The organism is Aeromonas sp. R4-2, assembly GCF_040908295.1.
Lineage (GTDB): Bacteria > Pseudomonadota > Gammaproteobacteria > Enterobacterales > Aeromonadaceae > Aeromonas > Aeromonas veronii.
The window spans coordinates 22,585-46,139 of the sequence record NZ_JBFODL010000012.1 but is presented as its reverse complement, the minus strand read 5'-3'; the positions used below and the strand labels follow the sequence as shown (position 1 = coordinate 46,139).

24 protein-coding genes are annotated in these 23,555 nt (G+C 61.2%); 19 read left to right on the top strand and 5 right to left on the bottom strand.

Annotated features, from left to right (window positions below; genetic code table 11):
• Nucleotides 1–32: 32 nt before the first annotated feature.
• The gene (locus AB5Y99_RS09265) at nt 33–446 is read left to right on the top strand and encodes a CBS domain-containing protein (RefSeq protein WP_040068349.1); all 414 of its coding nucleotides are present in this window, start codon (nt 33–35) and stop codon (nt 444–446) included.
• Between the two features lie 117 nt (nt 447–563).
• Here the strand turns inward: AB5Y99_RS09265 and AB5Y99_RS09260 are convergent, their stop codons facing one another.
• From AB5Y99_RS09260 to AB5Y99_RS09250, 3 genes are all read right to left on the bottom strand, one after another.
• On the bottom strand, nt 564–2,225 hold the full coding sequence (locus AB5Y99_RS09260; protein WP_368209516.1) for a hypothetical protein: 1,662 nt from the start codon (nt 2,223–2,225) through the stop codon (nt 564–566).
• 167 nt (nt 2,226–2,392) lie between these two features.
• Nucleotides 2,393–2,860 carry a hypothetical protein gene (locus tag AB5Y99_RS09255; RefSeq protein WP_368209514.1) on the bottom strand — a complete coding sequence of 156 codons (468 nt, stop codon included), beginning with the start codon at nt 2,858–2,860 and terminating at the stop codon, nt 2,393–2,395.
• A 54-nt stretch (nt 2,861–2,914) separates the two neighbouring features.
• Nucleotides 2,915–4,291: a PLP-dependent aminotransferase family protein gene (locus AB5Y99_RS09250; protein WP_106844361.1), complete on the bottom strand. Its 1,377-nt coding sequence runs from the start codon at nt 4,289–4,291 to the stop codon at nt 2,915–2,917.
• A 116-nt stretch (nt 4,292–4,407) separates the two neighbouring features.
• Between AB5Y99_RS09250 and AB5Y99_RS09245 the strand changes: the two genes are divergently transcribed.
• The 8 genes from AB5Y99_RS09245 to AB5Y99_RS09210 all read left to right on the top strand — a co-directional run bounded on the left by AB5Y99_RS09245 (nt 4,408) and on the right by AB5Y99_RS09210 (nt 12,485).
• Nucleotides 4,408–5,004, top strand: a complete 597-nt coding sequence (locus AB5Y99_RS09245) for a LysE family translocator (RefSeq protein ID WP_100645168.1) — start codon at nt 4,408–4,410, stop codon at nt 5,002–5,004.
• 125 nt (nt 5,005–5,129) lie between these two features.
• On the top strand, nt 5,130–5,720 hold the full coding sequence (locus AB5Y99_RS09240) for a LysE family translocator (protein ID WP_005335534.1): 591 nt from the start codon (nt 5,130–5,132) through the stop codon (nt 5,718–5,720).
• 125 nt (nt 5,721–5,845) lie between these two features.
• Nucleotides 5,846–6,544: an aspartate/glutamate racemase family protein gene (locus AB5Y99_RS09235; protein ID WP_128834092.1), complete on the top strand. Its 699-nt coding sequence runs from the start codon at nt 5,846–5,848 to the stop codon at nt 6,542–6,544.
• A gap of 130 nt (nt 6,545–6,674) precedes the next feature.
• Nucleotides 6,675–7,781 (top strand): 1-acyl-sn-glycerol-3-phosphate acyltransferase, encoded by a 1,107-nt coding sequence (locus tag AB5Y99_RS09230; protein WP_005362790.1) that lies wholly within the window; start codon nt 6,675–6,677, stop codon nt 7,779–7,781.
• A gap of 314 nt (nt 7,782–8,095) precedes the next feature.
• Nucleotides 8,096–8,566 (top strand): YhcH/YjgK/YiaL family protein, encoded by a 471-nt coding sequence (locus tag AB5Y99_RS09225; protein WP_279459688.1) that lies wholly within the window; start codon nt 8,096–8,098, stop codon nt 8,564–8,566.
• 221 nt (nt 8,567–8,787) lie between these two features.
• Nucleotides 8,788–9,987, top strand: coding sequence for an acetate kinase (locus AB5Y99_RS09220; RefSeq protein ID WP_120415468.1), 1,200 nt, complete (start codon nt 8,788–8,790; stop codon nt 9,985–9,987).
• 142 nt (nt 9,988–10,129) lie between these two features.
• Nucleotides 10,130–11,371: a mechanosensitive ion channel family protein gene (locus AB5Y99_RS09215; RefSeq protein ID WP_368209511.1), complete on the top strand. Its 1,242-nt coding sequence runs from the start codon at nt 10,130–10,132 to the stop codon at nt 11,369–11,371.
• Nucleotides 11,372–11,558: 187 nt separating this feature from the next.
• Nucleotides 11,559–12,485 carry a L,D-transpeptidase family protein gene (locus tag AB5Y99_RS09210; RefSeq protein ID WP_265773414.1) on the top strand — a complete coding sequence of 309 codons (927 nt, stop codon included), beginning with the start codon at nt 11,559–11,561 and terminating at the stop codon, nt 12,483–12,485.
• Nucleotides 12,486–12,554: 69 nt separating this feature from the next.
• Here AB5Y99_RS09210 and AB5Y99_RS09205 read toward each other — a convergent pair whose 3' ends face one another.
• A complete protein-coding gene (locus AB5Y99_RS09205; RefSeq protein ID WP_368209509.1) occupies nt 12,555–13,448 on the bottom strand; it encodes a VirK/YbjX family protein in 894 nt (297 codons plus the stop codon).
• A gap of 325 nt (nt 13,449–13,773) precedes the next feature.
• Here AB5Y99_RS09205 and putP point away from each other — a divergent pair, with 325 nt between their 5' ends.
• The 10 genes from putP (at nt 13,774) to rpoS (ending at nt 22,237) form a co-directional block, all read left to right on the top strand.
• Complete coding sequence (putP, locus tag AB5Y99_RS09200; RefSeq protein WP_362784948.1) at nt 13,774–15,291, top strand: sodium/proline symporter PutP; 1,518 nt, start codon at nt 13,774–13,776, stop codon at nt 15,289–15,291.
• Between the two features lie 208 nt (nt 15,292–15,499).
• Complete coding sequence (gene ftsB, locus AB5Y99_RS09195; RefSeq protein WP_005335520.1) at nt 15,500–15,817, top strand: cell division protein FtsB; 318 nt, start codon at nt 15,500–15,502, stop codon at nt 15,815–15,817.
• The gene (ispD, locus tag AB5Y99_RS09190) at nt 15,810–16,502 is read left to right on the top strand and encodes a 2-C-methyl-D-erythritol 4-phosphate cytidylyltransferase (protein ID WP_100652904.1); all 693 of its coding nucleotides are present in this window, start codon (nt 15,810–15,812) and stop codon (nt 16,500–16,502) included. Before ftsB ends, ispD begins: the two co-directional genes overlap by 8 nt.
• A 146-nt stretch (nt 16,503–16,648) precedes the next feature.
• A complete protein-coding gene (ispF, locus tag AB5Y99_RS09185) occupies nt 16,649–17,125 on the top strand; it encodes a 2-C-methyl-D-erythritol 2,4-cyclodiphosphate synthase (RefSeq protein WP_005335518.1) in 477 nt (158 codons plus the stop codon).
• Complete coding sequence (truD, locus tag AB5Y99_RS09180) at nt 17,125–18,183, top strand: tRNA pseudouridine(13) synthase TruD (protein WP_368209507.1); 1,059 nt, start codon at nt 17,125–17,127, stop codon at nt 18,181–18,183. The genes ispF and truD overlap by 1 nt, the downstream gene beginning before the upstream one ends.
• On the top strand, nt 18,164–18,925 hold the full coding sequence (gene surE, locus AB5Y99_RS09175; protein ID WP_005335515.1) for a 5'/3'-nucleotidase SurE: 762 nt from the start codon (nt 18,164–18,166) through the stop codon (nt 18,923–18,925). Before truD ends, surE begins: the two co-directional genes overlap by 20 nt.
• A gap of 7 nt (nt 18,926–18,932) precedes the next feature.
• The gene (locus AB5Y99_RS09170; RefSeq protein WP_005335507.1) at nt 18,933–19,550 is read left to right on the top strand and encodes a protein-L-isoaspartate(D-aspartate) O-methyltransferase; all 618 of its coding nucleotides are present in this window, start codon (nt 18,933–18,935) and stop codon (nt 19,548–19,550) included.
• A complete protein-coding gene (locus tag AB5Y99_RS09165; RefSeq protein ID WP_368209505.1) occupies nt 19,547–20,128 on the top strand; it encodes a YqaA family protein in 582 nt (193 codons plus the stop codon). Before AB5Y99_RS09170 ends, AB5Y99_RS09165 begins: the two co-directional genes overlap by 4 nt.
• A 9-nt stretch (nt 20,129–20,137) precedes the next feature.
• Nucleotides 20,138–21,208 (top strand): LysM peptidoglycan-binding domain-containing protein, encoded by a 1,071-nt coding sequence (locus AB5Y99_RS09160; protein ID WP_108542329.1) that lies wholly within the window; start codon nt 20,138–20,140, stop codon nt 21,206–21,208.
• Nucleotides 21,209–21,253: 45 nt separating this feature from the next.
• Nucleotides 21,254–22,237, top strand: coding sequence for an RNA polymerase sigma factor RpoS (gene rpoS / locus AB5Y99_RS09155; protein ID WP_005335504.1), 984 nt, complete (start codon nt 21,254–21,256; stop codon nt 22,235–22,237).
• 97 nt (nt 22,238–22,334) lie between these two features.
• Here rpoS and AB5Y99_RS09150 read toward each other — a convergent pair whose 3' ends face one another.
• Entirely contained in the window at nt 22,335–23,372 is a 1,038-nt protein-coding gene (locus AB5Y99_RS09150) for an alkene reductase (RefSeq protein WP_368209503.1), read from the bottom strand.
• Between the last annotated feature and the right edge of the window lie 183 nt (nt 23,373–23,555).

Sequence of the window (23,555 nt, the reverse complement as noted above, 5' to 3'; positions counted from 1 at the left end):
CAGAGAAACCAGTTTGGTTACGGGAGGTTAGCATGCATATCAGGGATATTATGACGACCCGGGTCGCCACCGTTTCAATGGATGATCGACTCCGAGTCATCAGGGATATCTTCGAGCAGGCTCACTTTCGCCACCTGCTGGTGCTGGAAGAGGAAGAGCTGGTGGGGGTCATCTCGGATCGGGATCTGTTCCGCGCCATCAGCCCCTATCTCGACTCCGAAGCCGAGATGAGCCGTGATACCGAAACCCTCAACAAGCGGGCCCACCAGATCATGAGTCGTCAGCTCGTCACCATCGCACCCCATCTCACCGTGCGCGACGGCGTCAAGCTGATGCTGGAGAAGGGGGTCTCCTGCCTGCCGGTGCTGGAGAATGGCGCCCTGGTCGGCATCATCAGCTGGAAAGATTTTCTCAAGGCGGCGCTGGAGAGTGACGCGCTGGTTTGAGCCCAACGCTCATCGTCATCAGCTGACAGAGAATCAACATAGAGAGAGGGGAGCCAAGGCTTCCCTCTCTCTATGTTGGCTTTGCCGACAATGCCGGTTTGCACGCCGCCAGCATCATCACGGCTCGGGCTGCCCTGCGACAAGGCAGGAGGGGCCGCTGCCGGAGAGGTGCGGCTGAAGATGGGTGCGGATCTCCTGCAGGGTGCGCTGGTACTGCTGGGCATGTTGATCGAGAAACGCGGGGCTGTGCTTGAGGCGCCGCTCCAGGGTATCGACCAGCAGCGCCACCCTGGGGGCGGCCATACCCGCTGGCCAGCAGTGTTGCAGCAGCTCCAGCAGTTGCCAGGCATCTCCCGGCAGGGCGGGGAACTCCTCCAGCAGCTGCAAGCCCGCTTGCAGGGCTGTCTGATACTGGCTGGCCTGCATCGCCTTGTGGCGCAGCTGGCGCAGTTCGCTCAGCCGTTGTTCTCTCGCCGTCAGACGCTGGCCCAGCTCGGCCACCAGATGGTGGAACAGCTGGCGGGTGAGCGGGTGGGGCGCCACCCTGACGCGGTATTGGGTCAGCTGGGTCAGGTAGCGCTGGGCGTGGTGGGGCAAACCGCAGAACTGGCTGACCGCAAAGCCGAGCAGCAGGGTGAGGTGGTTGTCGCTCCCCTCATCCGGCTGGTGGTGGGCAATCAGGATCAGCGCCTCGTCGAAGCGGTAATCCAGCCCCAGCATCAACGCCTGCAGCAGCTCATATTCGTGGGGTTGCAGGTGGACGGTGCGCTTGAGGTGCGCCCACTCCTGTTGCAGGGAGCGGATCCGGTTGCTGGAGGGGGCGTGCCACAGCACCGCCAGACTGGCATTGAGCATGAAGCTGTCGATGGCGAGCCGGACGCGCTGTTCGCTGAAGTGGCGCAGGGTCAGGCTGTTGGCCTGCTCCAGCACCTTCTCCTCATCTTGCAGGACCAGCCCGAGCAACATCGCCAGCTGATGCCAGCGCGGCTGATGGGGGCGGATCTGCAGCAGCTCTCCCATGGTCTCCCATGCCGCCAGCCAGTGATGCTGATGCAGCTGGCTGGCGAGTTGCAGCTCCAGCCGGGTGGCCATCGAGACGCTGGCTTGATGGCGCTGCAAGTCGGTCCGGGCGCTCTGCAATTTGCCGAGCCCCAGCATGGCGTAGAAGAGCCCGGCCCTTGGCCAGCTCGCCTGATACTCGTTGGCACAGAGGGCATAGTGCTGGGCGGCGGTGATCCGTTCGGCTGATTGCAGCAGAAGGTAGCCCTTGAGTCGATCCAGCCAGGGGGTCAGCGAGCGATTCTCCCGTTGAAACAGCAGGTCTTCACAGAGGGCGGTAGCCAGTTGCCACTCCCGCAGCAGAATGGGGGCGGCCAGCGTACGGGTCAGGTTGCTTAACTTCACCAGCTGGCCGAGCACCGCGGTGAGCTGCTGGGTCATGAAGGGGAGGGGCAGATAGAGGGAGAAGTAGAGATCCGAGGGGAGAAACTCCTGCTCGCTCTGGTCGGCATCGAGCAGCAGCAATACGCAACCGGGTTGCAGCAGGCCGAGATAGTGCGCTTCGTGCAGCAGCCGGGCTCCGTCAAGATCCTGCTGCTTGTCCTGCTGACAGATGATGGCGTCGAAGGCGTGCTGTTGCAGCAGGGCCAGCAGGCCACTGCGCTCGTGGTTTGGATGGCTGTGGTAGTGGATCCGGTCAGCGGGCACCCCCTGTTCGGTCAGTTCCCGGGTGATGGCGCTACGGAGCAGGGGATCCTCTTCGAGCAGCAGTATCGTCATGCAGGTACTTCCTGTGAGCAAACCATTAGGTTGATTATGGTAGACCCAAGAGGAACATAGGCACAGCACTCGCTGAGTGAAAAGCTGACAGTAGCCAGCAGGGTGCTGGAGGCGCACTATGGGCTGTTATTTCAATCGGTTATGCCATCTATCAGGGCTGCAACCTGTTATTGCCGAGGGCGGGCCTGTGCCCCGAAGGGGCAGTCGCTCTGGCGGATCAGCCGTGACCCCTTGCCCTGTTCCCCCAGCCAGCTTAATTCCAGTTTGCCGAGGCGGCCCAGATGGCGCAGCTCGAACTCGTAGCGCTGGCAGAGGTTGTCCTGGGGCAGGCTCGCCATCCCCGCTGGCAGTCGGTATTGATAGCGCAGGAGTGGCCCATCCTCCAGCGTGCTGGTCACTGGCACCAGCCCCTCTGGGGTGGGCTGCGGCGCCCCGAGTGCACGGCGCAAACTGAGCGGCGCATCGATCGCCTTTTGATAGTGCAGGCCATTCATCGCCGCCAGCTCCTCTTCCAGTCGTTGCAACTCCCCTTCCAATCCATTGAGCGCGGCCCCCAGCTGCTGGTGGGTCGTTGACGAGGCGCAGCCACCCAGCAACAGGGTGGCAAACAGCAGGGCGGCTCTGATGGGGGGCACGGCATCTCCTTGGCTATGACGATGAAGCGTGAAGGTCAGGTCGGCTGGCCCTGACTATAGCAGGGGATTGCTGGGGGGCGTCCCCTGCAGCAGTTGGGCCAGACGGGCCAGCCCCTCGCCGACCCGGGCGTCGGTGGCGGGTTGGCTCAGGCTCAGGCGCACCCCTTGCGGAGCGGCAAACTGGCCGGCGGCGAAGTGTTCCCCGCTCGCCACGCCAACGTCAAGGGCATCGGCGGCGGCAGCAAACTGCTGGCTGCGCCAGGGCTCCGGCAGCGGTAGCCAGGCGTGCATGCTGCCCGGCTGCCAGCGGGCGGCAGGCAGCAGGTGGCGCAGCAGTTCGCCACGGCGTTTGAGGATCTCCCGCTGCTGCTCGACCAGCGGCATGATCTGGCGCTGACTGACCATTTTGCAGGCCAGCTCGATCAGCAGCGGGCTCACCATCCAGCTCGACAGCCGCATGGTCTGGGCGAAGGCGCTGCGCAGGGCGGGGGGCGTCAGCACGAAGCCCACCCGCAGACCGCCGCAGGCGATCTTGGCCAGACTGCCCAGATAGATGACCCGCTCCGGCGCCAGATTGACCAGAGGGATCACAGGTTGCTGGGGCAACAGGCCGTTGACGTCATCCTCGATGATCAGCAGATCGTGGCGACGAGCGATGGCGACGATGGCCTCCCGCCGCGCCAGACTCATGATGGCGGTGGTGGGGTTTTGCAGGGTCGGGGTGAGGTAGAGCAGCTTGGCCCGGCGGGTACGGCAGGCGGCGTCCAGTGCCTCGGGCAGCAGCCCCTCCTCATCCATCGCCAGCCCCACCACCTGATTCTTCAGCTGGCGAGCGTTACCCAGCATGCCGGGGTAGCTCAGCCCCTCGCACAGGATGGTCTCCCCCACGCAATTGGTAGCCAGCAGCGCCAGCATGATGCCGTGCTGGGCGCCGTGGCTGAATAGCAGGCGATCCTCACTGCAGGCCACCCCTTGCTCCGCCAGCCAGTTGACGAACTGCTGGCGCTGATCCGGTCGTCCCGCCTCCTTGTCATAGCCGAGCAGGGCGTTGAGATCCCCGTCCGCCACTTCCCCCAACATGGGGCGAATGATGGCCGCCCGATCCAGCTGCACCGGCAGGTTCTGCCACAGCTCGATGCGATGCCCCTCCTCCTGGCGGATCACCCACTCATTGGCGGGATCCGTGTTCGCTCCCTTGACCCAGGTGCCGTGGCCCACCCGGGCGGCAAGCAGGCCGCGCCGCTCCGCCTCGCTGTAGGCGCGGGTGACGGTGCCGACGGTGACACCCAGACGATCCGCCAGGGATCGGTGGGTAGGCAATCGGGTCTGCAGTGGCAGCTCGCCATTCGCGATCCCCTGTTCGATCGCTTTGACCAGCTTGAGGTAGAGGGGGCCATCGAAGGCCGTAAGGTCGGGCGTCCAGATTGTCATGGTGACAATAAATCCATTGATCAAAACTTGTTGTCAATATAGCGTGAATTTCAACCTGATAACAACTAAATAGCACACATTGTATCGATACAATGTGGCGAGCAAGGAGTCACAATATGACGATGGAGTGGTATGTCACCCTGTTCGGTTTTGCCGTACTCACCTGCGGTACGCCGGGGCCCAACAACCTGATGCTGACGGCTTCCGGTGCCAACTTCGGGGTGCGTCGCACCCTGCCACATCTGCTCGGGGTAGGGTTGGGGCAGCCGGTGTTGCAACTGGTGCTGGCGCTGGGGCTCTATCCCCTGTTCGAGCGCTGGCCCTTATTACGCCTCGGTTTGCAGATCTTCGGCAGCCTCTATCTGTTGTGGCTGGCGTGGCGTATCGCGGTGGCCGGGGCGCCGGGGGATCCGGCCCGGAGGGCCCGTCCGCTGACCATGCTGGAGGGGCTGGGCTTTCAGTTCCTCAATCCCAAGGCGTGGATGATGGGGATCTCTGCCATCAGTCTGTTCAGCCTGCCCGGCGCCAGTTACTGGCCGAGTCAGCTGGCGGTGATGGTCATGTTTGTGCTGGTGGCCCTGCCGGTCTGCTTTGTCTGGGTACTGTTCGGCCATCAGCTGAGCAACTGGATCAGCTCGGATCGGGGCTGGCGGCGACTCAACGGTTCTCTCGGTCTGCTGACGGCGCTCTGCGTGGTGATGCTCTGGTATTGAGCCGTGCTGCGCTGATGGGGGAGGTGGCCGAGAAAGAGGCATTTCTGACTTGTCGCCACGGGGTTGGCTCTGCATATTAGAAGGCTTTCCCCATAACGGGGGCGTTGTATCGACAAGAGGTTGAGATGGATCTGAACTGGTTACTGCCCCTGGCGGGGTTTGCCCTGGTTACCTGCGGCACGCCGGGGCCCAACAATATGTTGCTCACCAGCGCCGGGGCGGCGCAGGGTTTTCGCCGCACGATTCCCCTGCTGGTGGGGGTGGTCGGGGGGATCAATCTGATGATCCTCGCTACCGCGCTGGGGCTTGGCGTGGTGTTCGAGAAGGTGCCGCTGCTGCACGACGGCCTCAAGCTTATCGGTTCGGCGTATCTGCTCTGGCTGGCGTGGAAGGTGGCGACGGCCAGCGGCCCGGCCGAGGGCAACCGGCCGCTTATTCCCGCTCATCAGGGGGCCATGCTGCAACTGCTCAATCCCAAGGCATGGATGATGGCGCTCTCCGCCATCAGCGGTTTCACCCTGGCGGGGGAGGCTTACTGGCCCTCCGCGCTCTGGGTGTTGGTGATCTTCTTTATTACCGGCCTCTATACTGGGGCGTTCTGGGTGCTTTTTGGTGCCCAGGTGCGGCAAATCATCCGCACTGCCCGGGGCTGGCGGCGTTTCAACCTTGGCATGGGGCTGGCGACGGCCGCCTGTGTCGGGATGATCTGGATTTAGCCCGAGGTTGACCCGGGCCTTTACCGGCTGTCTTGTTGGCCCTGCGGGGCCTTTTTTATCTCGCCCGCGTGACCTTGCCTGCAAGGTGGCGTGGTTCTGCCCTCCCTTGGAATGAAGGAGTTCCTATGAAATGTATCGGTCTGTTGGGTGGCATGAGCTGGGAGTCCACCGTCAGTTATTATCAGGCGCTCAACCGCGGGGTGCGCGCACAGCTCGGTGGCTTGCACTCGGCGCGGGTGCTGCTCAACAGCGTCGACTTTGCCGCTATCGAGCGGCTGCAGCATGCCGGTGACTGGCCCGCCACTGCCCGCCTGTTGGCGGCCGAGGCGCGCAAGTTGCAGGATGGCGGCGCCGATTTCTTGCTGATCGGCACCAACACCATGCACAAGGTGGCCCCCGAGATTGAGGCAGCCATCGATATCCCGCTGCTCCATATCGCCGATGCTACCGCGGCCAAATTGCAGGCGGACGGGATAACCCGGGTCGGCCTGCTCGGCACCCGCTTCACCATGGAGCAGGATTTTTACAAGGGTCGCTTGCAGGAGCGCTTCGGGTTGGCGGTGCTGGTACCCGATGAGGCCGGACGGGAGCGGGTACACAGGATCATTTATGACGAGCTCTGTCTGGGGGAGATCCGCGAATCATCGCGAGCCGAGTATCTGGCGATTATCGAGGGGCTGGCAGCCGCTGGCGCCGAGGCGGTGATCCTTGGCTGTACCGAGATTGCCCTGCTGGTGGGGGATGCCCGGGCGGCGGTGCCGCTCTACGACACCACTGCCATCCATGCCGAAGCGGCGGTCGCGCTGGCACTGGCAGCTGATTAATAAACTGGTCAGATCTCACTATTCATGCTTGTCTCATACCCCTTGCCATAAAAGCGTGTAAAATTGCGCCCTGAATTTTCCCCGGCCAACGCGGGTTGGCTGCGGTTTCCTAGCATGCAAGGCTGACATTGTGACTGAAGTAGATAGATTCGCGGATATTCGCCCCTACCGCGATGAAGAAGTGCCGGCAGCCATCGAACGGCTGATCCAGGATGATGAATTTATCGGCGCCATCGCCAAGTATCGTTTCGGTTCCCTGATGAGCTGGCTGGGTTGGGCCATCCGCCCGATGATCCGCCTGTTCCTGCGCCGCAAATGGTCAAAAGTGACCACTGTGCATCAGGTTCAGATGGGGGTCACCCGGTACATGTCCCGCATGATCGCCACCTCCACCAAGGGGGTGACCTTCTCCGGGATCGAGCATCTTAAGAAAGAGCAGGGCTATCTGTTTGTCTCCAACCACAGAGACATCGCCATGGATCCGGCGTTCGTCAACTGGGGGCTGCACACCCACGGTTTCGATACCGTGCGCATCGCCATCGGTGACAACCTGCTGCGCAAACCCTGCGCCACCGAGCTGATGAAGCTCAACAAGAGCTTTATCGTCAAACGCTCCGCCAAGGGGCCGCGAGAGATGATGAAGGCGCTCGGCGAGCTGTCTGCCTATATTGGCAACTCGGTCCACGAAGGTCACTCCATCTGGATTGCCCAGAAGGAAGGACGCGCCAAGAATGGCGATGACAAGACAGATCCCGCCATCCTCAAGATGTTTTACGTCGACGGCAAGAAGCAGAAGATCGACTTCGTCGACTACATGCGCAGCCTCAATATCGTGCCGGTCAGCATCAGCTACGAGCTGGATCCGACCGACAAGGCGAAGGCGCGCGAGCTCTACGAGAAGTCGGTCAACGGCAGCTATGAGAAGGGCGAGTTCGAGGATATCGAGAGTATCGTCGCCGGTATCGTCGGCATGAAGGGGCGGGTACACGTCTCCTTCGGCGCGCCGATCACCGAGGGCTTCAGCGATCCGGACGAACTGGCCGCGCTGATCGACAAGGCGATCTGGAGCAGCTACCACCTGTTCCCCAGCAACTATCTGGCGGCCGATGTCTCCGGCAAGGCCAATACCATCGAGCAGGCGGCCTTCCTGACCCGTCAGTCAGAGGTGCCGGAAGAGCACAAGGCGATCTGGCGTGCCATGTACGCCAAACCGGTGGAAAACGCCAAAAAGGCTTGAATGAAACCGGTTGTTAAACGGTTTTGCGAAAAAAACGGGCGCTGATGCGCCCGTTTTTGCGTCTGGTCAAAGTCGAGGGGGAAAGGGTGGTGAATAATATGGTTTCAGCTGGTACGATCACTATGAAAATGGGATTATGTCTCTTGGCAAGGTGCTGACGAGTGTGTAACAGTGCCCATATAGCTGAACATGAGCAAAAGCTCTAAACCGGTTTGCACGGATTGCAGACGGCATTATTGAAGGACCTGTCACAGGTCCTTTTTCATTGGCTGGCAAAGATGCCGCCCAGATATACCTAACAGGAAACAGACGCCATGATCACCGGTAGCCTGAACACCCTGCAGCGGACGCCGCTGCCCGCCCCGCTGGCCCGCATCATGGCCGAGGTGGTGAAGAGCGTGGCTTACTGGGGTGACGCTCCGCTCGGCAAGACCGAGATTGATGGCCTCAACCTGTTCTGTCTGGTGAGCGAGGATCTGACCGAGCCAGCCGCGGATCGCCGTGGCGAATTCCATCAGCAGTATCTCGATATCCAGTTGCTGCTGCGCGGTGAAGAGTGGATAGGTGTGGGCCCCCACGACTACGTGAGCGACGGCGCCGACCATCCCCATCCCGACCTCTGGTTTGTCGATGACGAGCAGACCAGCTATCTGGCGCTGCAACCGGGCGATTTCGCCATCTTCTGGCCGGGCGAGCTGCACCGCCCGCTCTGTACCATCAACCAGCCCGCCAAGGTGAAGAAGCTGGTGGTCAAGGTACACAAGGATCTGCTGGCTATCGCCTGAGCACTCCCATTGAGGCGAGCCCTGTGCTGCTGATGCGTTGAGGCTCGCAAGCATTGAAACCAGTGATACGCACCACAAGTTGCGATCACTCTTTCAAGAGCAAGAATTGAAAAATTGGACGCACCCTCCTGCGACCATAAGCCCCCGGCAGGGGAATCCCATCCTCTTTTGGATGACACGACACTGTCGGCATAAAGCCGAAGCACAGGAAGATGTAGAAAATGAGCAAGTTGGTATTGATCCTTAACTGCGGTAGCTCTTCCCTGAAATTTGCCGTAATGGACGCCGAAACAGGTGAGGACATGCTGTCCGGCCTGGCCGAATGCTTCAATCTGGATGATGCACGTATCAAATGGAAACTCCACGGGGTCAAGGGCGAAGCCATGCTGGGAGCGGGTGCCGCTCACCAGGAGGCCCTCGACCATATCGTGGGTCACATCCTGCCGCAGGATCCGACTCTTGCCGAGCAACTGGTGGCCATCGGTCACCGAATCGTACACGGTGGCGAGCAGTTCTCCCGCTCTGTGCGTATCGATGACGGCGTGATCGCCGGTATCGAAGCCGCCATTCCGTTCGCCCCGCTGCACAACCCGGCGCACCTCATCGGTATTCGCGCCGCGCTGAAAGTGTTCCCGCAGCTGTCCGAGAAGAACGTGGCCGTCTTCGACACCGCCTTCCACCAGACTCTGCCGCAAGAGGCCTACCTCTATGCGCTGCCGCACAAGCTCTACCGCGAACACGGCATCCGTCGTTACGGTGCCCACGGTACTTCTCACCGCTACATTGCGGAAGAAGCCGCAAAAGAGCTGGGCAAGCCGTTGAATGAACTGAACATCATCAACTGCCACCTGGGTAACGGTGCCTCTGTCTGCGCCATCAAGAACGGCGAATCCGTAGACACCTCCATGGGTCTGACTCCGCTGGAAGGTCTGGCGATGGGTACCCGCTCCGGTGATATCGATCCGGCCGTGGTCTTCTTCATGCACGACCAGCTCGGTTACAGCGTTGAGCAGATCAACCACACCCTGACCCGTGAGTCCGGTCTGCTGGGGATGACCGAAGTGAGCAGCGATTGCCGCTACGTCACCACCAACTACGCCACCGACGCCGGTGCCAAGCGTGCGCTGGATGTCTTCACCTACCGTGTGGCCAAGTATGTCGGCGCCTATGCCGCTGCGATGGACGGTCGTCTGGACGCCGTGGTCTTCACCGGTGGTATCGGTGAGAACGCCGCCATGGTGCGCGAGATGGTGCTGAACCGTCTGGCCCTGTTCGGCTTCAAGGTGGACAAAGAGGCCAACAACGCCGCGGTACTGGGTGGCGAAGGCCGCATCACCACCGCCGACAGCCGTTGCGCCATGGTGATCCCGACCAACGAAGAGCTGGTCATCGCCCGCGATGCCCTGAGCCTGGTCTGCTAAGTCAGCCTCGCTTTGAAACAACGCCCGGCCTGTGCCGGGCGTTGTCATTTCTGGCGTACGCCGATTTGACATGGGGGAGGGGAGCGGTACCCTGACCACCACTGTTTTGCAGCCAGCGGGCTGCCAGGTTCGGGAGAGAGCAATGAAAGAGGCGTTTTTTAACTGGTTGTCGGGCCTTGGGGTGGAAGTGACCAGCATGATGGCGCTGGTGATCGCGCTGGGCTTTATCGTCATCACCTCGTTGCTGTTGCACATGGCGCTGCACCGGGTGCTGCTGGTCCGGCTGGTGGGGATCCTCGGCAAGGCCAAGCAGGTATGGTTGCCGCCCCAGCTGCAACAGCGCCTCTTCAACCGGCTCGCTTTCGTGTTGCAGGGGGCCGTGCTGCTCGGTCAGGCGGAGATCTGGCTGCCCCGTCAATCGGATAGCCTCAAACTTATCGAAATGGTGGCCCAGCTCTGGATCTTGCTGTTCCTGCTGCTGGCCTTCTTCGCCCTGCTCGACTGCCTCTTGTCGGTGAGCCGTTACACCCGCTTTGGTCGGGATTTGCCCCTGCGCGGCATCTTCCAGGGGGCCAAGCTGGTAGGCAGCATTCTGGTGGGCATCCTGATGATCGCCCTGCTGCTCGGCAAGTCGCCGCTGTTCCTGTTCAGCGGTCTGGGTGCCATGACCGCAGTGCTGATGCTGGTGTTCAAGGACCCAATCCTCGGGCTGGTGGCGGGGATCCAGCTCTCCGCCAACCGGATGCTGAGCGTCGGTGACTGGCTGCAGATGGACAAGTACGGCGCCGATGGCGAGGTGACCGACATCGGGCTTACCACGGTCAAGGTGTCGAACTGGGACAAGACCATCACCACCATTCCCACCTATGCCCTGATCTCCGACTCTTTCAAGAACTGGCAGGGGATGACCGAGTCGGGGGGCCGTCGCATCAAGCGCAGCGTCAATATCGACATGACCAGCGTGCGTTTTCTGACGGCCGATGAGCAGTTGCAGCTCAAGCAGGCGCAGCTGCTGGCACCCTATCTGAGCCGCAAGGAGCAGGAGCTGAGTGCCTACAACCAGCAGCTGAGCGATGCCCTGAGCTGCCCCATCAACGGTCGTCACCTCACCAACCTCGGCACCCTGCGCGCCTATCTGGATGCCTACCTGCGTGCCCACCCCGGCATTCGCAAGGACATGACCCTGATGGTGCGCCAGCTGGCACCCACGTCAGACGGTTTGCCGCTGGAAATTTACTGCTTTACCGCGACCACCGCATGGGCCGATTACGAAGGGATCCAGGCCGATATTTTCGACCATATCTTCGCCATCATTGAGCAATTTCATCTGCGGTTGCATCAATCTCCCACAGGTTACGATATGCGTGCCTGGCAACGGGGATAAACAGGTAAATAGGGCGGGTCGAGGACGCGGAAAAAACCGCATATTAATCATCGACCCGTCGCCACTTGTCAGTTGAAATTTGCCGTGCAGAGGAGAAAAATGGCGGCCTTCTCTTCGCGCCCCTGATCCCCTCTTGATCAGCTGCCAGCCCAGAGACGTCACTTCAAGTCATCATCATGGGAAAGTTATGAAGCTCCTTCGCAATAGTGTGGCAACACTCTGCTACAGCCTGCTGCTGACCGCTGCGCCGGTTTTCGCTGTTGAATATGCTCTGCCTGCGGCCAACAGCCGTTTGGTAGGGGAAAATCTGGAATACGTGGTTCCGGCCGAAGAGAACGGCCAGCCGCTGGAGGTCATTGCGGCCAAATTCCAGCTGGGGCTCACCAACATGACCGAAGCCAACCCCGATGCGGATCCCCTGCTGGTACAGACCGGCGAGAAGCTGGTGATCCCCCAGCAACTGATCCTGCCGGATGCACCCCGTGAAGGGATCGTGCTGAACGTGGCCGAGATGCGCCTCTACTACTACCCCAAGGGTAAAAAAGTGGTGGAAGTGCTGCCCATCGGCATCGGCCAGCTCGGTACCGATACTCCGGAAAACTGGGTGACCAGCGTGCAGCGCAAGAAAGCGGGCCCGACCTGGACCCCGACCGCCAAGATGCATGCCGAATATGCCGCCCGTGGCGAGAGCCTGCCTGCGGTATGGCCGGCCGGTCCGGACAACCCCATGGGTCTGTTTGCCCTCTACATCGGCAAGATGTACGCCATCCACGGTACCAACGCCAACTTCGGCATCGGCCTGCGGGTGAGCCACGGTTGCGTGCGTCTGCGCAACGACGACATCGCCTATCTGTTCAAGCAGGTACCGGTCGGTACCCGCGTCCAGTTCGTCAACCAGCCGATCAAGGCCTCTCTCGAGCCCAACGGTGTCCGCTATCTGGAAGTGCATCAGCCGCTGTCGCGCAGCGAAGAAGAGTTCAACTCCAAGCTGCCGGCACCGCTGCCGATGACTCCGGCGGTGACCCGCTTCATTGCCCACGCCGACAGCGACTCCCAACTGGTGAAGCAGGCGCTGGAGCAGCGCAACGGCATGCCGATGGCGATCAACCGCTAACGGCAAATCCCCGTCATGACAAAGGGCGAACAGCATGCTGTTCGCCCTTTTTGTTTCTGCTAGGTTGACTCAGCTTCGCAGCAGATTTGTCTGCAGCTCGCTGCCGAGCTGATCGAGCAGCTGATAACGCGTCTTGTAGCTGGCCCGCTTGCGGGAGGGGATCTCCTCCAGCGTCTTGCGGGGCACCTCCAGCGGCAGGCTCATCCAGAGTTCATCCTGCACACAGCCCTGATGCTCCTGCCACAAGCCGTCGAGGTCGAACTTGACCCGATCGGCGGTGCGTTTGCTGCTCTGATAGACGTGGCTTTGGGTGCGGATCCCGAGCAGGCTCTTGCACGCCAACCCCCGGGCCAGCTCGGCGGCCATATAGACCAGCAGGGACATGGGGCGCAGCCCGCCGCACGCCTTGGTGACCAGCTTGATCTCCTCGCTCTGCCCCTTGCCGCCCTGCAGCGAGCAGATTTCGAGGGTCGGGTTCGGCGCGGGGCGCAGATTGAGGGCCATGTAATAGAGCACCGCGTCACCCAGCTTGAGGGTCAGGCTCATCTCCCCCTCTTTGCCCATGTGGGTTTGGTAATCCAGTTGCAGGGTGAGGGGGGCCGTCAGCTTGTCGCTCTGCCACTGGGCCAGCAGCAGGCCGCACCCGCTGTAGATTGCCAGTTGTTGCGCCTTGGGCAGCTGACGTGCCAGCTGCTGGTAGTGGCCGCTGATAAGCCCGGCTCGCAGGCGCTTGCGGAGCCCCTTGTGGCGATAGGGGTGGATCGGCTTTTCCAGAATATCGGGGAAGCGGCTGATCGCCTGCGCCAGCAGCGGTTGCTCCTGCTGCTGGCGATAGAGGGCGCGGGCGCCGGGATTGAGCCAGAGACGCCCCACATACTTGGCCCGTCGGATGAGATGACCCGACTCCTCCACCGGATGAAGGCGGCGGGCGAGGGTGCGCAGGTGTGACAGATGAGATGACATGGTGCCGACCTCTGACTGGTGTGATGAGACAGGGCGGGGAGTGTAGGAGCGGGGCGCTGGCTTGTAAAAAATGGATAGTAACAAAATGTGAAAACATAACGCTCAGTAGCGGCTGGCGCGGCGAGATGACCGCCACGGCCACGGCAGGAAATCTGGCGCCATCCTCTTGATGCGGCAGATGATTTGATGCGCAAAGGTTTTTATTGTGTTTTGTGTTTGTTAAAAGTGGTTGAGCTGGCGCGAACGGCTGATTAAGCTAGGCCGGTTTTTTAGGGATGAGCCCGTCACCAGAGCGGGCAGAAAATGACACAAAACGGAGTTTTGCATGACAGCTAGCACACCCATGTTAATCACCTTCCTGGTGTATATCCTCGGAATGGTGTTGATCGGCTTCGTCGCCTATCGCGCCACCCGCAACTTTGATGACTACATTCTGGGCGGTCGCCGGATGGGGAGCTGGGTCACAGCCCTCTCTGCCGGCGCCTCCGACATGAGCGGCTGGCTGCTGATGGGGCTGCCCGGCGCCGTCTTCGTCAGCGGCATCTCCGAGAGCTGGATCGCCATCGGTCTGGTGATCGGCGCCTACCTCAACTGGCGCTGGGTAGCGGGTCGCCTGCGGGTACATACCGAGAAGAACCGCAATGCCCTGACCCTGCCGGACTATTTTACCTATCGCTTTGAAGATCACAGCAAGGTGCTGCGCATTCTCTCGGCGCTGGTGATCCTGCTGTTCTTCACCATCTATTGCGCCTCCGGCGTGGTAGCCGGTGCCCGCCTGTTCGAGAGCACCTTCGGCATGGATTACAACACCGCCCTCTGGGTCGGTGCCGCCGCCACCATCACCTACACCTTCTTCGGCGGCTTCCTCGCGGTGAGCTGGACCGATACGGTGCAGGCAACCCTGATGATCTTCGCCCTGATCCTGACCCCGGTCTTCGTCATCATCGCCGTCGGCGGGGTGGACAGCGCCATGATCGAGGTGGCAGCCAAGAGCGCCACCAACCTCGACATGTTCAAGAATCTGGATGTGATCGCTATTGTCTCGCTGATGGCCTGGGGCCTTGGTTACTTCGGTCAGCCCCACATTCTGGCCCGTTTCATGGCGGCGGATTCCCACCACTCCATGGCCAATGCCCGCCGTATCAGCATGACATGGATGGTGTTCTGCCTCGCTGGTGCGGTGGCCATCGGCTTCTTCGGTCTGGCCTATTTTGCCCGCTTCCCAGAAGTGGCGGCTGGAGTGACCGGCAACCCGGAGCGGGTCTTTATCGAGCTCTCCAAAATCCTGTTCAACCCCTGGATCGCCGGTGTGCTGCTCTCCGCCATTCTGGCGGCGGTGATGAGCACTCTAAGTTGTCAATTACTGGTCTGCTCCAGCGCCATCACAGAGGATCTCTACAAGCCGTTCCTGCGCAAGAACGCCTCCCAGCGTGAGCTGGTGTGGGTGGGTCGCCTGATGGTGCTGCTGATCGCGGTGATTGCCATCGCCGTTGCCATGAATCCGGAAAACCGGGTGCTGGGGCTGGTGAGCTACGCCTGGGCCGGTTTCGGTGCCGCCTTTGGCCCCGTGGTGCTGCTCTCGGTGCTGTGGCCGCGAATGACTCGCAACGGCGCGCTGGCGGGCATGCTGGTCGGTGCCATCACCGTCATCGTCTGGAAGCAGTTCGGCTGGCTGGGGCTGTATGAGATCATTCCGGGCTTCCTGTTCGCGCTGCTGGCCATCGTGGGGGGCAGTCTGCTGGGCGAAGCGCCCTCTAAAGCGATGCTGGAGCGTTTCCGCGATGCCGAGGAGGAGTACAACACTCCGGCCGAGAGCGCGGGAGAGCCGGTCGCGGTGAACTGATCCCCCTTACCGCTTTCTGATTGAGAGCCCCGCCCCCGGACAAGGAGCGCCCTGGTTGGCCATCCTTGCACCGGTTTGGCGGGGCTTTGTGCTATCTGATTCACTCTTGGGCACTTTTTTATGTTCGGCCGGTGGCTCCCGGGTGCTCGCTTTCTTTTGTCTTGGCACCGAATATGGGACACTAGGCCGCCTGAAGGAGACCTAGTGCATGCGGCTATTCACCCTGATCCTGATCCTCCTGCTGGGGGGACTGCAATATGACCTCTGGCTGGGGAAGAACGGGCTATCCGATTATCAGAACCTGTCGGAGGCCATCTCGCAGCAACAGCGGGACAACCAGACTCTCAAGGATCGTAACGACCTCATTTACCGCGAGATAGATGATCTCACCTCTGGCCTCGAGGCCATCGAGGAGTTGTCGCGCAACGATCTGGGTTACATCAAGCAGGGGGAGACCTTCTACCGGATCATCCCCAAAGAGAAAGACAAAGAGACAGCGCCGGACGATGAGCCCTACGATGACTGATGCCAGCCGGGTATCCGGCCTGACGGCGATCGTCCCTGCCGCCGGTATCGGCAGCCGGATGGGGGCCGATTGCCCCAAGCAGTACCTGCAACTGGCGGGTAAAACCATTCTCGAACATACCCTGGAGCGGCTGCTCTCCCACCCGGCCATCGCCCAGGTGATCGTGGCGCTGGCGCCCCATGATCGCTGGTTCGAGGCCCTGCCCGTGGCGGCCGACCCGCGCATTGTGCGGGTAGAGGGAGGCGCCGAGCGCGCCTTTTCCGTCCTCAATGGTCTCCATGTGGCGCAAGGGGAGTGGGTGCTGGTGCACGATGCGGCCCGCCCCTGCCTGACTCACGGCGATCTTGATGCGCTGATTGCCACGGCCATGAACTGTGGCGGTGCCATTCTCGGCAGTCGGGTGCGCGATACCATGAAACGCTCCGATGGCGAGGGCAATATCATCGCCACCGTCGAGCGCGAGCAGCTCTGGCATGCCCTGACGCCGCAGATGTTCCCGACCCGTGCCCTGAAGCGGGCGCTGGAAGAGGGGCTGCTGCTGGGCGCCACCATCACCGACGAGGCCTCCGCCATGGAGCGGGCCGGATTCACGGTGCGGATGGTGGAGGGGCGCGCCGACAATATCAAAGTGACCCGGCCGGAAGACTTGTCGCTGGCGGGGCTGTTTTTAAGCCAGCAGGCATAAGCCCCTCAGTCAGAACAGACCGTTCAGAGCAGAGTGTCTCGAACAAACAGGCCCGAACAAGGAGTTAGCATGATCCGGATTGGACATGGTGTGGACGTACACAAAATTGATGGGGTTGGTTTCAGCATGTTGGGAGGTTGCCGCTGATGATGCGCATTGGTCATGGTTTTGATGTTCATAAATTTGGTGGTGTTGGTCCCTGCATGCTGGGTGGCGTGCCGGTTCCCTACGAGCAGGGGCTGGTTGCCCACTCCGACGGCGATGTGGTGCTGCACGCGGTAAGCGATGCCCTGCTGGGGGCTATCGGTGCCGGTGACATCGGTCGCCACTTCCCCGATACCGCTGCCGAGTTCAAGGGGATCGACAGTCGCATTCTGCTGCGCGATGTCTTTGCCCGGGTACAGAAGGCGGGTTATGCCATCGGCAACCTGGATGTGACCATCATCGCCCAGGCCCCCAAAATGGCCCCCCATATCGACGCCATGTGCGCCGTGCTGGCCGCCGATCTGCAATGTGATTTGAACCGGGTGAACGTCAAGGCGACCACCACCGAACAGCTTGGGTTTACGGGGCGCAAGGAAGGGATCGCCACCGAAGCCGTCGTCCTACTGGTGAAACAATAATGCTGGAACAACTTGCCTATCTGCACGGGGCGCCCACCGCCCGCGGTATCCTCAAGGCCGAGGCCGCCGATTTCGTGGTCAATGAAGATCTCGGGTTTGAGCCTTGCGGTGAAGGGGAGCATATCTTCGTCCGGGTGCGCAAAACCGGCGAGAACACAGCCTGGGTGGCGGGTTTGCTGGCCGATGCCGCCGGGGTCAACCGCAATGCGGTGACCTGGGCGGGCCTGAAAGATCGTCACGCGGTGACCGAGCAGTGGTTTGGTGTTCACCTGCCAGGCAAGGCCGAGCCGGACTTGTCGGTTATCGAGAGCGACAGCATCCAGATCCTGCAAGCCAGGCGTCACAACCGCAAATTGCGGGTCGGCTACCTCAAGGGCAACCACTTCACCCTGCGTCTCACCGGTCTGGAACAGGCCGACGGGCTGGAAGCGCGCCTGCAGGCTATCGCCACTCAGGGCGTACCCAATTACTATGGTGAACAGCGTTTTGGCCGCGATGGCAACAACCTAGAAGCGGCCAAGGCGATGTTTGCCGGCAAGCGGATCAAGGATCGCAACAAGCGTTCCCTCTACCTCTCTGCCGCCCGCAGCATGCTGTTCAACGCCATTGTCAGCGCCCGTATCGAGCAGGGGCTGGCTCATCAGCTGCTGGCCGGTGATTGCGTGATGCTCAAGGGCAGCCACTCCATCTTCAGCGAAGAGAGCGTGACTCCCGAGCTGGAAGCGCGTCTTGCCTCCGGCGACGTGCAGCTTACCGCGCCCCAGTGGGGCCGTGGCCGCCTGGCCAGTCAGGGCGCCGCTGCCGAGTTCGAACAGGGCGTGCTGGCTCCTTACAGCGATTGGTGTGACGGGCTGGAGAAGGCCGGGCTGGAGCAGGACAGGCGCCCCCTGTTACTCAAGCCGGAGCAGATGAGCTGGCAGCTGGACGGCGAGGCGCTGACCCTCTCCTTCTTCCTGCCGGCGGGCGCGTTTGCCACCAGCGTGGTGCGCGAGTTAATGCAGGCCGAAGAGGCCGATCACGGTTTCAGGAATCAGACCGATGCGAATTCTGGTCAGTAATGATGATGGTGTGCATGCCGAGGGCATTCGTGCCCTCAGCGAGGCGCTGCGCGCCTGTGGCGAGGTCATTGTGGTGGCACCGGATCGCAACCGCAGCGGCGCGAGTCACTCCCTGACGCTGGAAGTACCGCTGCGGGTTACCCGCATTGCAGAAAACGGCTTTAATGGGTGCGAGAGCTATGCGGTGAAGGGGACGCCGACCGACTGCGTGCATCTGGCGGTCAACGAGCTGGTGCGCCCTGAACCCGACATGGTGGTGGCCGGTATCAACCACGGTGCCAACCTGGGGGATGATGTCATCTATTCGGGCACGGTCGCCGCGGCCACCGAGGGGCGCCATCTTGGCTACCCTTCCATCGCCATCTCGCTGGTGGGCAAGACCCACTTCGCCACTGCGGCCCACTATGCGGCCCTGCTGGTGAAAGGGTTGATGAAGCACCCCCTGCCTGCCGATCAGATCCTCAACGTCAACGTGCCGGACTTGCCCCTCGAGCAGATCAAGGGGATCAAGACCACCCGCCTTGGCAATCGCCACCGGGCGGAGTCGGTGATCTGCACCGAGGATCCCCGTGGCCAGCCCATCTACTGGATCGGCCCCCCCGGTAGCCAGCAGGATGCCGGTGAAGGCACCGATTTTGCTGCCATCGAGCAGGGCTATGTCTCGATTACCCCCCTGACCATCGATATGACTGCCTATGACAGTCTCGCCGGTCTGGGGGCCTGGTTAGATCTGCAGGGATGAGGGTGGTGTGATAGTACAGCGCCTGTTAAATCAGCTCATTGCGCAGGATATTCGCGATTTTCGCGTGCTGGCGACCATCGCGAAAGTGCCGCGCCAGCTGTTCGTGGACGAGGCCATGGCGCACAAGGCGTGGGACAACACCGCCCTGCCCATTGGCCACGGCCAGACCATTTCGCAGCCCTATATGGTGGCGCGAATGACCGAGTTGCTGATGCAAAACAATCCGGCCCATGTGCTGGAGATTGGCACTGGCTCGGGCTACCAGACGGCGATCCTCGCCCATCTGGTGGAGCATGTGTATACCGTGGAGCGGATCAAGTCGCTGCAGTTCCAGGCCAGACGCCGACTGCGCCAGCTCGATCTGCACAATGTCTCGGCCAAGCACGGCAACGGCTGGCTGGGGTGGCCCAACAAGGGGCCTTATGACGCCATTCTGGTGACGGCCGCGGCGAGCGAGATCCCGACGGCGCTCACCGATCAGCTGGCCGAAGGGGGTCGACTGGTGTTGCCCGTGGGTGACAGCCAGCAGACCCTGCAGCTGATCGAACGATCCGGATCCCAGCTGACCAGCCGTATTCTGGAGCCGGTACGTTTTGTTCCCCTGATTGACGGAGATGTTGAGTGAAGTTGTTTTCCCGTTTGTACGTACTGGTGATGCAGTGGGCCCGCCACAAGCATGCCCCCTGGTATCTCTCCATCACCGCTTTCATCGAGTCGGTATTCTGGCCGATCCCGGTGGACGTGATGCTGGCACCGATGGCGCTCGCCAAGCCCCACAAGGCGTGGCACTACGCCACGCTGGCTACTGTCTTCTCTGTGCTGGGGGCCCTGTTTGGCTATGCCCTTGGCTATGCGCTGTGGGAGCCGGTCGTGCTGCCACTGGTGGAGTCTGTGGGCTATCAGGACAAGATCGAGATTGCTCGCAACTGGTTTGAGCAGTGGGGGATCTGGGTCATTTTCATTGCCAGCTTCACCCCTATCCCCTACAAGGTGTTTACCGTGACGGCAGGGTTGTTGCAAATGGCTCTGCTGCCCTTCATCATCACCTCCCTCATCGGTCGTGGCATGCGCTTTTTCCTGGTTGCGGGCCTGATGCGCTGGGGTGGCGAGAAGATGGAACGCAAACTGATGCACTACGTAGATGTGCTCGGTTGGCTCTGTATTGGTCTGGCCGTGGTGGCCTATTTCTGGTTTAGTCGTTAAGGATCCATTATGCGTTCGCGTATTTGGCAAGGAAGCAGTGTCGTGGTGTTGTCATGGCTGCTGCTTGCCTGCTCCTCCAGTAAAAATGCAGCTCCGGTAGATGGTGTTGATGAGGGGCAGTTTGTCTCGACCATTCCGGCTCGCCAAAGCGGTGCCCAGGTCAGCGCCCCCATTCAGGGCGGCAGCTATGTGGTGAAACGGGGTGATACCCTCTACTCCATCGCCTTCAACTCCGGCAACGACGTGCCGTCGCTGGCCAGCCTCAACAATATCAGCCCGCCCTACAACATCTATCCGGGGCAGCGTCTGCGACTCGATGGCTCCAGCGCCAGCATGAGCAGCAGCCGCAGTGCCGGTACCTATGAGGTGCGCCGCGGCGATACCCTGAGCAGCATTGGCCGCCAGTTCGGCATGACACCGCAGGCGCTGGCCCAGAGCAACAACCTGAGCGCCCCCTATGCGCTGCAACCGGGTCAGGTGCTCAATGTCCAGACCGCAGGCGGCGGTTCGACCCAGATGGTGGCTGCGACTCGTCCGGCAACCGTGACACCGGTGGCCGTGAGCCGTCCGAGCAGCGGTCCACGTCCGTTGGCCGAGCCGAGCGGATCTGGTCAGACCACGCCGTTCATCTCTCAGAAATCCGTTGCTCCGGCAGCACCGAAGGAATACGCTCAGTCCAAAGAACAAAAAATAAACAACTCCCAGTCGAGACTTGCTTGGCACTGGCCCGCAAAAGGCCGGATTGTCGAGGGGTTCTCTGTTGCAGAACAGGGTAACAAGGGGATCGACATAGCCGGCCAGAAGGGGCAACCCGTCTACGCCGCCAGCAGCGGTAAAGTGGTATACGCTGGCAGTGCTTTAAGGGGGTACGGCAAGCTGATTATCCTCAAGCATGATGATGACTATCTCTCCGCTTACGCACACAACGACGAGTTGCGGGTGAAGGAAGGGGACAGCGTCAAGGGGGGCTCGGTCATTGCCAACATGGGTAGCACGGACGCGCCGGATGTGCGATTGCATTTCGAGATCCGGTACAGAGGCAAGTCGATCAATCCGATGAGCTATTTGCCAAAGCGTTAACCCCAGAGAGACCGTCTTACTCTGGTAACGTCAGGGAGACACACCATGAGCCAAGAACAACTGGTAATGCAGGATGCAGAGTTAGAGTTTGACGCTGAACCCGAATCTCACGAAGTAGAAGAGTTGCAGGAGGTAGCCGCCGAGGCGGACGAGACTATCTCTGATGAGTTGCTGGCACCTGAGCTGAACAAGGTGATGGATGCCACGCAACTCTATCTGGGGGAGATAGGTTTCTCCCCGCTGCTCACTGCCGAAGAGGAAGTCTACTACGCCCGTCGTGCCTTGCGAGGTGACAAAGCCGCCCGCAAGCGCATGATCGAGTCCAACCTGCGACTGGTGGTGAAAATCGCCCGCCGTTACAACAACCGTGGCCTGGTGCTGCTGGATCTCATCGAAGAGGGCAACCTCGGTCTTATCCGCGCGGTCGAGAAGTTTGACCCCGAGCGCGGCTTCCGTTTCTCTACCTATGCTACCTGGTGGATCCGCCAGACCATAGAGCGGGCCATCATGAACCAGACCCGTACCATCCGTCTGCCCATTCATGTGGTCAAGGAGTTAAACGTTTACCTGCGCACCGCGCGCGAACTCTCTCACCGTCTCGATCATGAACCGACCGCCGAGGATATCGCCTTCGCGCTGGATCGTTCGGTGGATGACGTGAACCGCATGCTCAAACTCAACGAGAAGATCACCTCGGTGGACACCCCCATCGGTGGCGATCGCGACAAGGCGTTGCTGGATGTGCTCTCCGACGAGCGCGGCATGGGGCCTGAGCTGGAGTCACAGGAAGATGATATGCGTAGCAGCATCGTGCACTGGCTGGAGGAGCTCAATCCCAAGCAGCGGGAAGTGCTGGCTCGTCGTTTCGGTCTGCTGGGTTACGAGCCCGCCACCCTCGAGGATGTGGGGGCCGAGATTGGCCTGACCCGCGAGCGGGTACGCCAGATCCAGGTCGAGGGGCTGCGCCGTCTGCGGGAGATCCTGCTTAGCCAGGGGCTCTCCATTGAGGCCCTCTTCCGCACCAATTAAGTCCGCACCAACTGATCAGCGCATCAGCCAGATAGCACGAGGGGAGCAACAGCTCCCCTCGTTTTTTATTGCCTGTCGTCTGGCGATGGCTTCGCGGTTATACCAGCTCGGCCAGCATGGTGTCGGCGTAGGGCACCAGCGCTTCTCCCTTCTTCACCTTGGTGAGGTAGTCCGGGTTGGCGATAAGCGGACGGCCGATAGCCACCAGATCGAAGCGGTTAGCCTCGATGGCCGTAGCGGCGCGCTCGGCGTCGTAGTTGCCCACACCGACCAGATTGCCCTTGTAGTGGGTGCGCAGATAGTCGGAGGCACGGCCACCCAGATAATCGAAGGTGAGGTTGTCATCAAAGATGCCGAGGTGGATATAGGCCAGCGGGCGATCGTTGAGCTTACCCAGCAGATGGTCGAACACGGCGCGATCTTCCGGGCTGCCCGCCAGATGGACATAGGCACCCGGGGAGAGGCGAATACCTACCCGATCACCACCGATACGGGCGCTGATGGCATCGACCACTTCCAGCGCGAAGCGGCTCATCTTTTCCGGGCTGCCACCGTAGTTGTCAGTACGCAGGTTGGTGGAGTGGTGCAGGAACTGGTCGATCAGGTAGCCGTTGGCACCGTGGATCTCCACCCCGTCAAAGCCCGCCTCGATGGCGTTGGCTGCGGCTTGGGCGTAATCCTGTACCAGTTGGGCTATTTCGGCCTCGGTCAGGGCGCGCGGCACCTGATAGGTCAGTTCGCGCATGCGGGGCACAGTGCCCTCGTGCGCCACGGCAGAGGGGGCCAACACTTCAGCCTGATGGAAGAAGGGGTGGGAGAGGCGGCCGACGTGCCACAGCTGGGCGAAGATCTTGCCGCCCTTGGCATGTACGGCGCTGGTCACTTTCTTCCAGCCATCGATCTGCGCCTGGGTGAAGAGGCCCGGTGTATTGGGGTAGCCCTGCGCATCGGGGCGGATGATGACGGCCTCGGAAACAATCAGGCCGATGTCGGCGCGGCGGCCGTAATAGGCTGCCATCTGCTCGGTCGGCACCAGACCTGGGCCTGCCATGCAGCGCGTGAGCGGGGCCATCATGAAACGGTTGGCCAGGGTCAGAGTGTCATTGAGTCGATACGGCTGAAACAGGGTATTCATGATAGGTTGTCCTGAACGGGTTATTCTTGAACGTGCATTCAAGACGTTTTTTGCGTCGGGCGCAAGCTTTTTTTGAATGCGCGTTCAAGAAGGTTGGCCCGAGCGGGCGGCTGGGGTAAACTTGCCGCCCTTTCCAGTCACTCTTTATCGGCGGGCCCTGTTGCTCCTTGCCGGTGAACCATT

Bases quoted from the DNA above. Each gene is read 5' to 3' on its own strand.
- AB5Y99_RS09215 (WP_368209511.1), top strand. From the start codon at position 10,130: ATGAAAGAGGCGTTTTTTAACTGGTTGTCGGGCCTTGGGGTGGAAGTG.
- ftsB (WP_005335520.1), top strand. From the start codon at position 15,500: ATGCGGCTATTCACCCTGATCCTGATCCTCCTGCTGGGGGGACTGCAA.
- AB5Y99_RS09160 (WP_108542329.1), top strand. From the start codon at position 20,138: ATGCGTTCGCGTATTTGGCAAGGAAGCAGTGTCGTGGTGTTGTCATGG.
- AB5Y99_RS09210 (WP_265773414.1), top strand. From the start codon at position 11,559: ATGAAGCTCCTTCGCAATAGTGTGGCAACACTCTGCTACAGCCTGCTG.
- ispD (WP_100652904.1), top strand. From the start codon at position 15,810: ATGACTGATGCCAGCCGGGTATCCGGCCTGACGGCGATCGTCCCTGCC.
- AB5Y99_RS09260 (WP_368209516.1), bottom strand. From the start codon at position 2,225: ATGACGATACTGCTGCTCGAAGAGGATCCCCTGCTCCGTAGCGCCATC.
- AB5Y99_RS09150 (WP_368209503.1), bottom strand. From the start codon at position 23,372: ATGAATACCCTGTTTCAGCCGTATCGACTCAATGACACTCTGACCCTG.
- putP (WP_362784948.1), top strand. From the start codon at position 13,774: ATGACAGCTAGCACACCCATGTTAATCACCTTCCTGGTGTATATCCTC.
- rpoS (WP_005335504.1), top strand. From the start codon at position 21,254: ATGAGCCAAGAACAACTGGTAATGCAGGATGCAGAGTTAGAGTTTGAC.
- AB5Y99_RS09235 (WP_128834092.1), top strand. From the start codon at position 5,846: ATGAAATGTATCGGTCTGTTGGGTGGCATGAGCTGGGAGTCCACCGTC.
- AB5Y99_RS09225 (WP_279459688.1), top strand. From the start codon at position 8,096: ATGATCACCGGTAGCCTGAACACCCTGCAGCGGACGCCGCTGCCCGCC.
- AB5Y99_RS09245 (WP_100645168.1), top strand. From the start codon at position 4,408: ATGACGATGGAGTGGTATGTCACCCTGTTCGGTTTTGCCGTACTCACC.
- AB5Y99_RS09240 (WP_005335534.1), top strand. From the start codon at position 5,130: ATGGATCTGAACTGGTTACTGCCCCTGGCGGGGTTTGCCCTGGTTACC.
- ispF (WP_005335518.1), top strand. From the start codon at position 16,649: ATGATGCGCATTGGTCATGGTTTTGATGTTCATAAATTTGGTGGTGTT.
- AB5Y99_RS09265 (WP_040068349.1), top strand. From the start codon at position 33: ATGCATATCAGGGATATTATGACGACCCGGGTCGCCACCGTTTCAATG.
- AB5Y99_RS09250 (WP_106844361.1), bottom strand. From the start codon at position 4,291: ATGACAATCTGGACGCCCGACCTTACGGCCTTCGATGGCCCCCTCTAC.
- truD (WP_368209507.1), top strand. From the start codon at position 17,125: ATGCTGGAACAACTTGCCTATCTGCACGGGGCGCCCACCGCCCGCGGT.
- AB5Y99_RS09205 (WP_368209509.1), bottom strand. From the start codon at position 13,448: ATGTCATCTCATCTGTCACACCTGCGCACCCTCGCCCGCCGCCTTCAT.
- surE (WP_005335515.1), top strand. From the start codon at position 18,164: ATGCGAATTCTGGTCAGTAATGATGATGGTGTGCATGCCGAGGGCATT.
- AB5Y99_RS09220 (WP_120415468.1), top strand. From the start codon at position 8,788: ATGAGCAAGTTGGTATTGATCCTTAACTGCGGTAGCTCTTCCCTGAAA.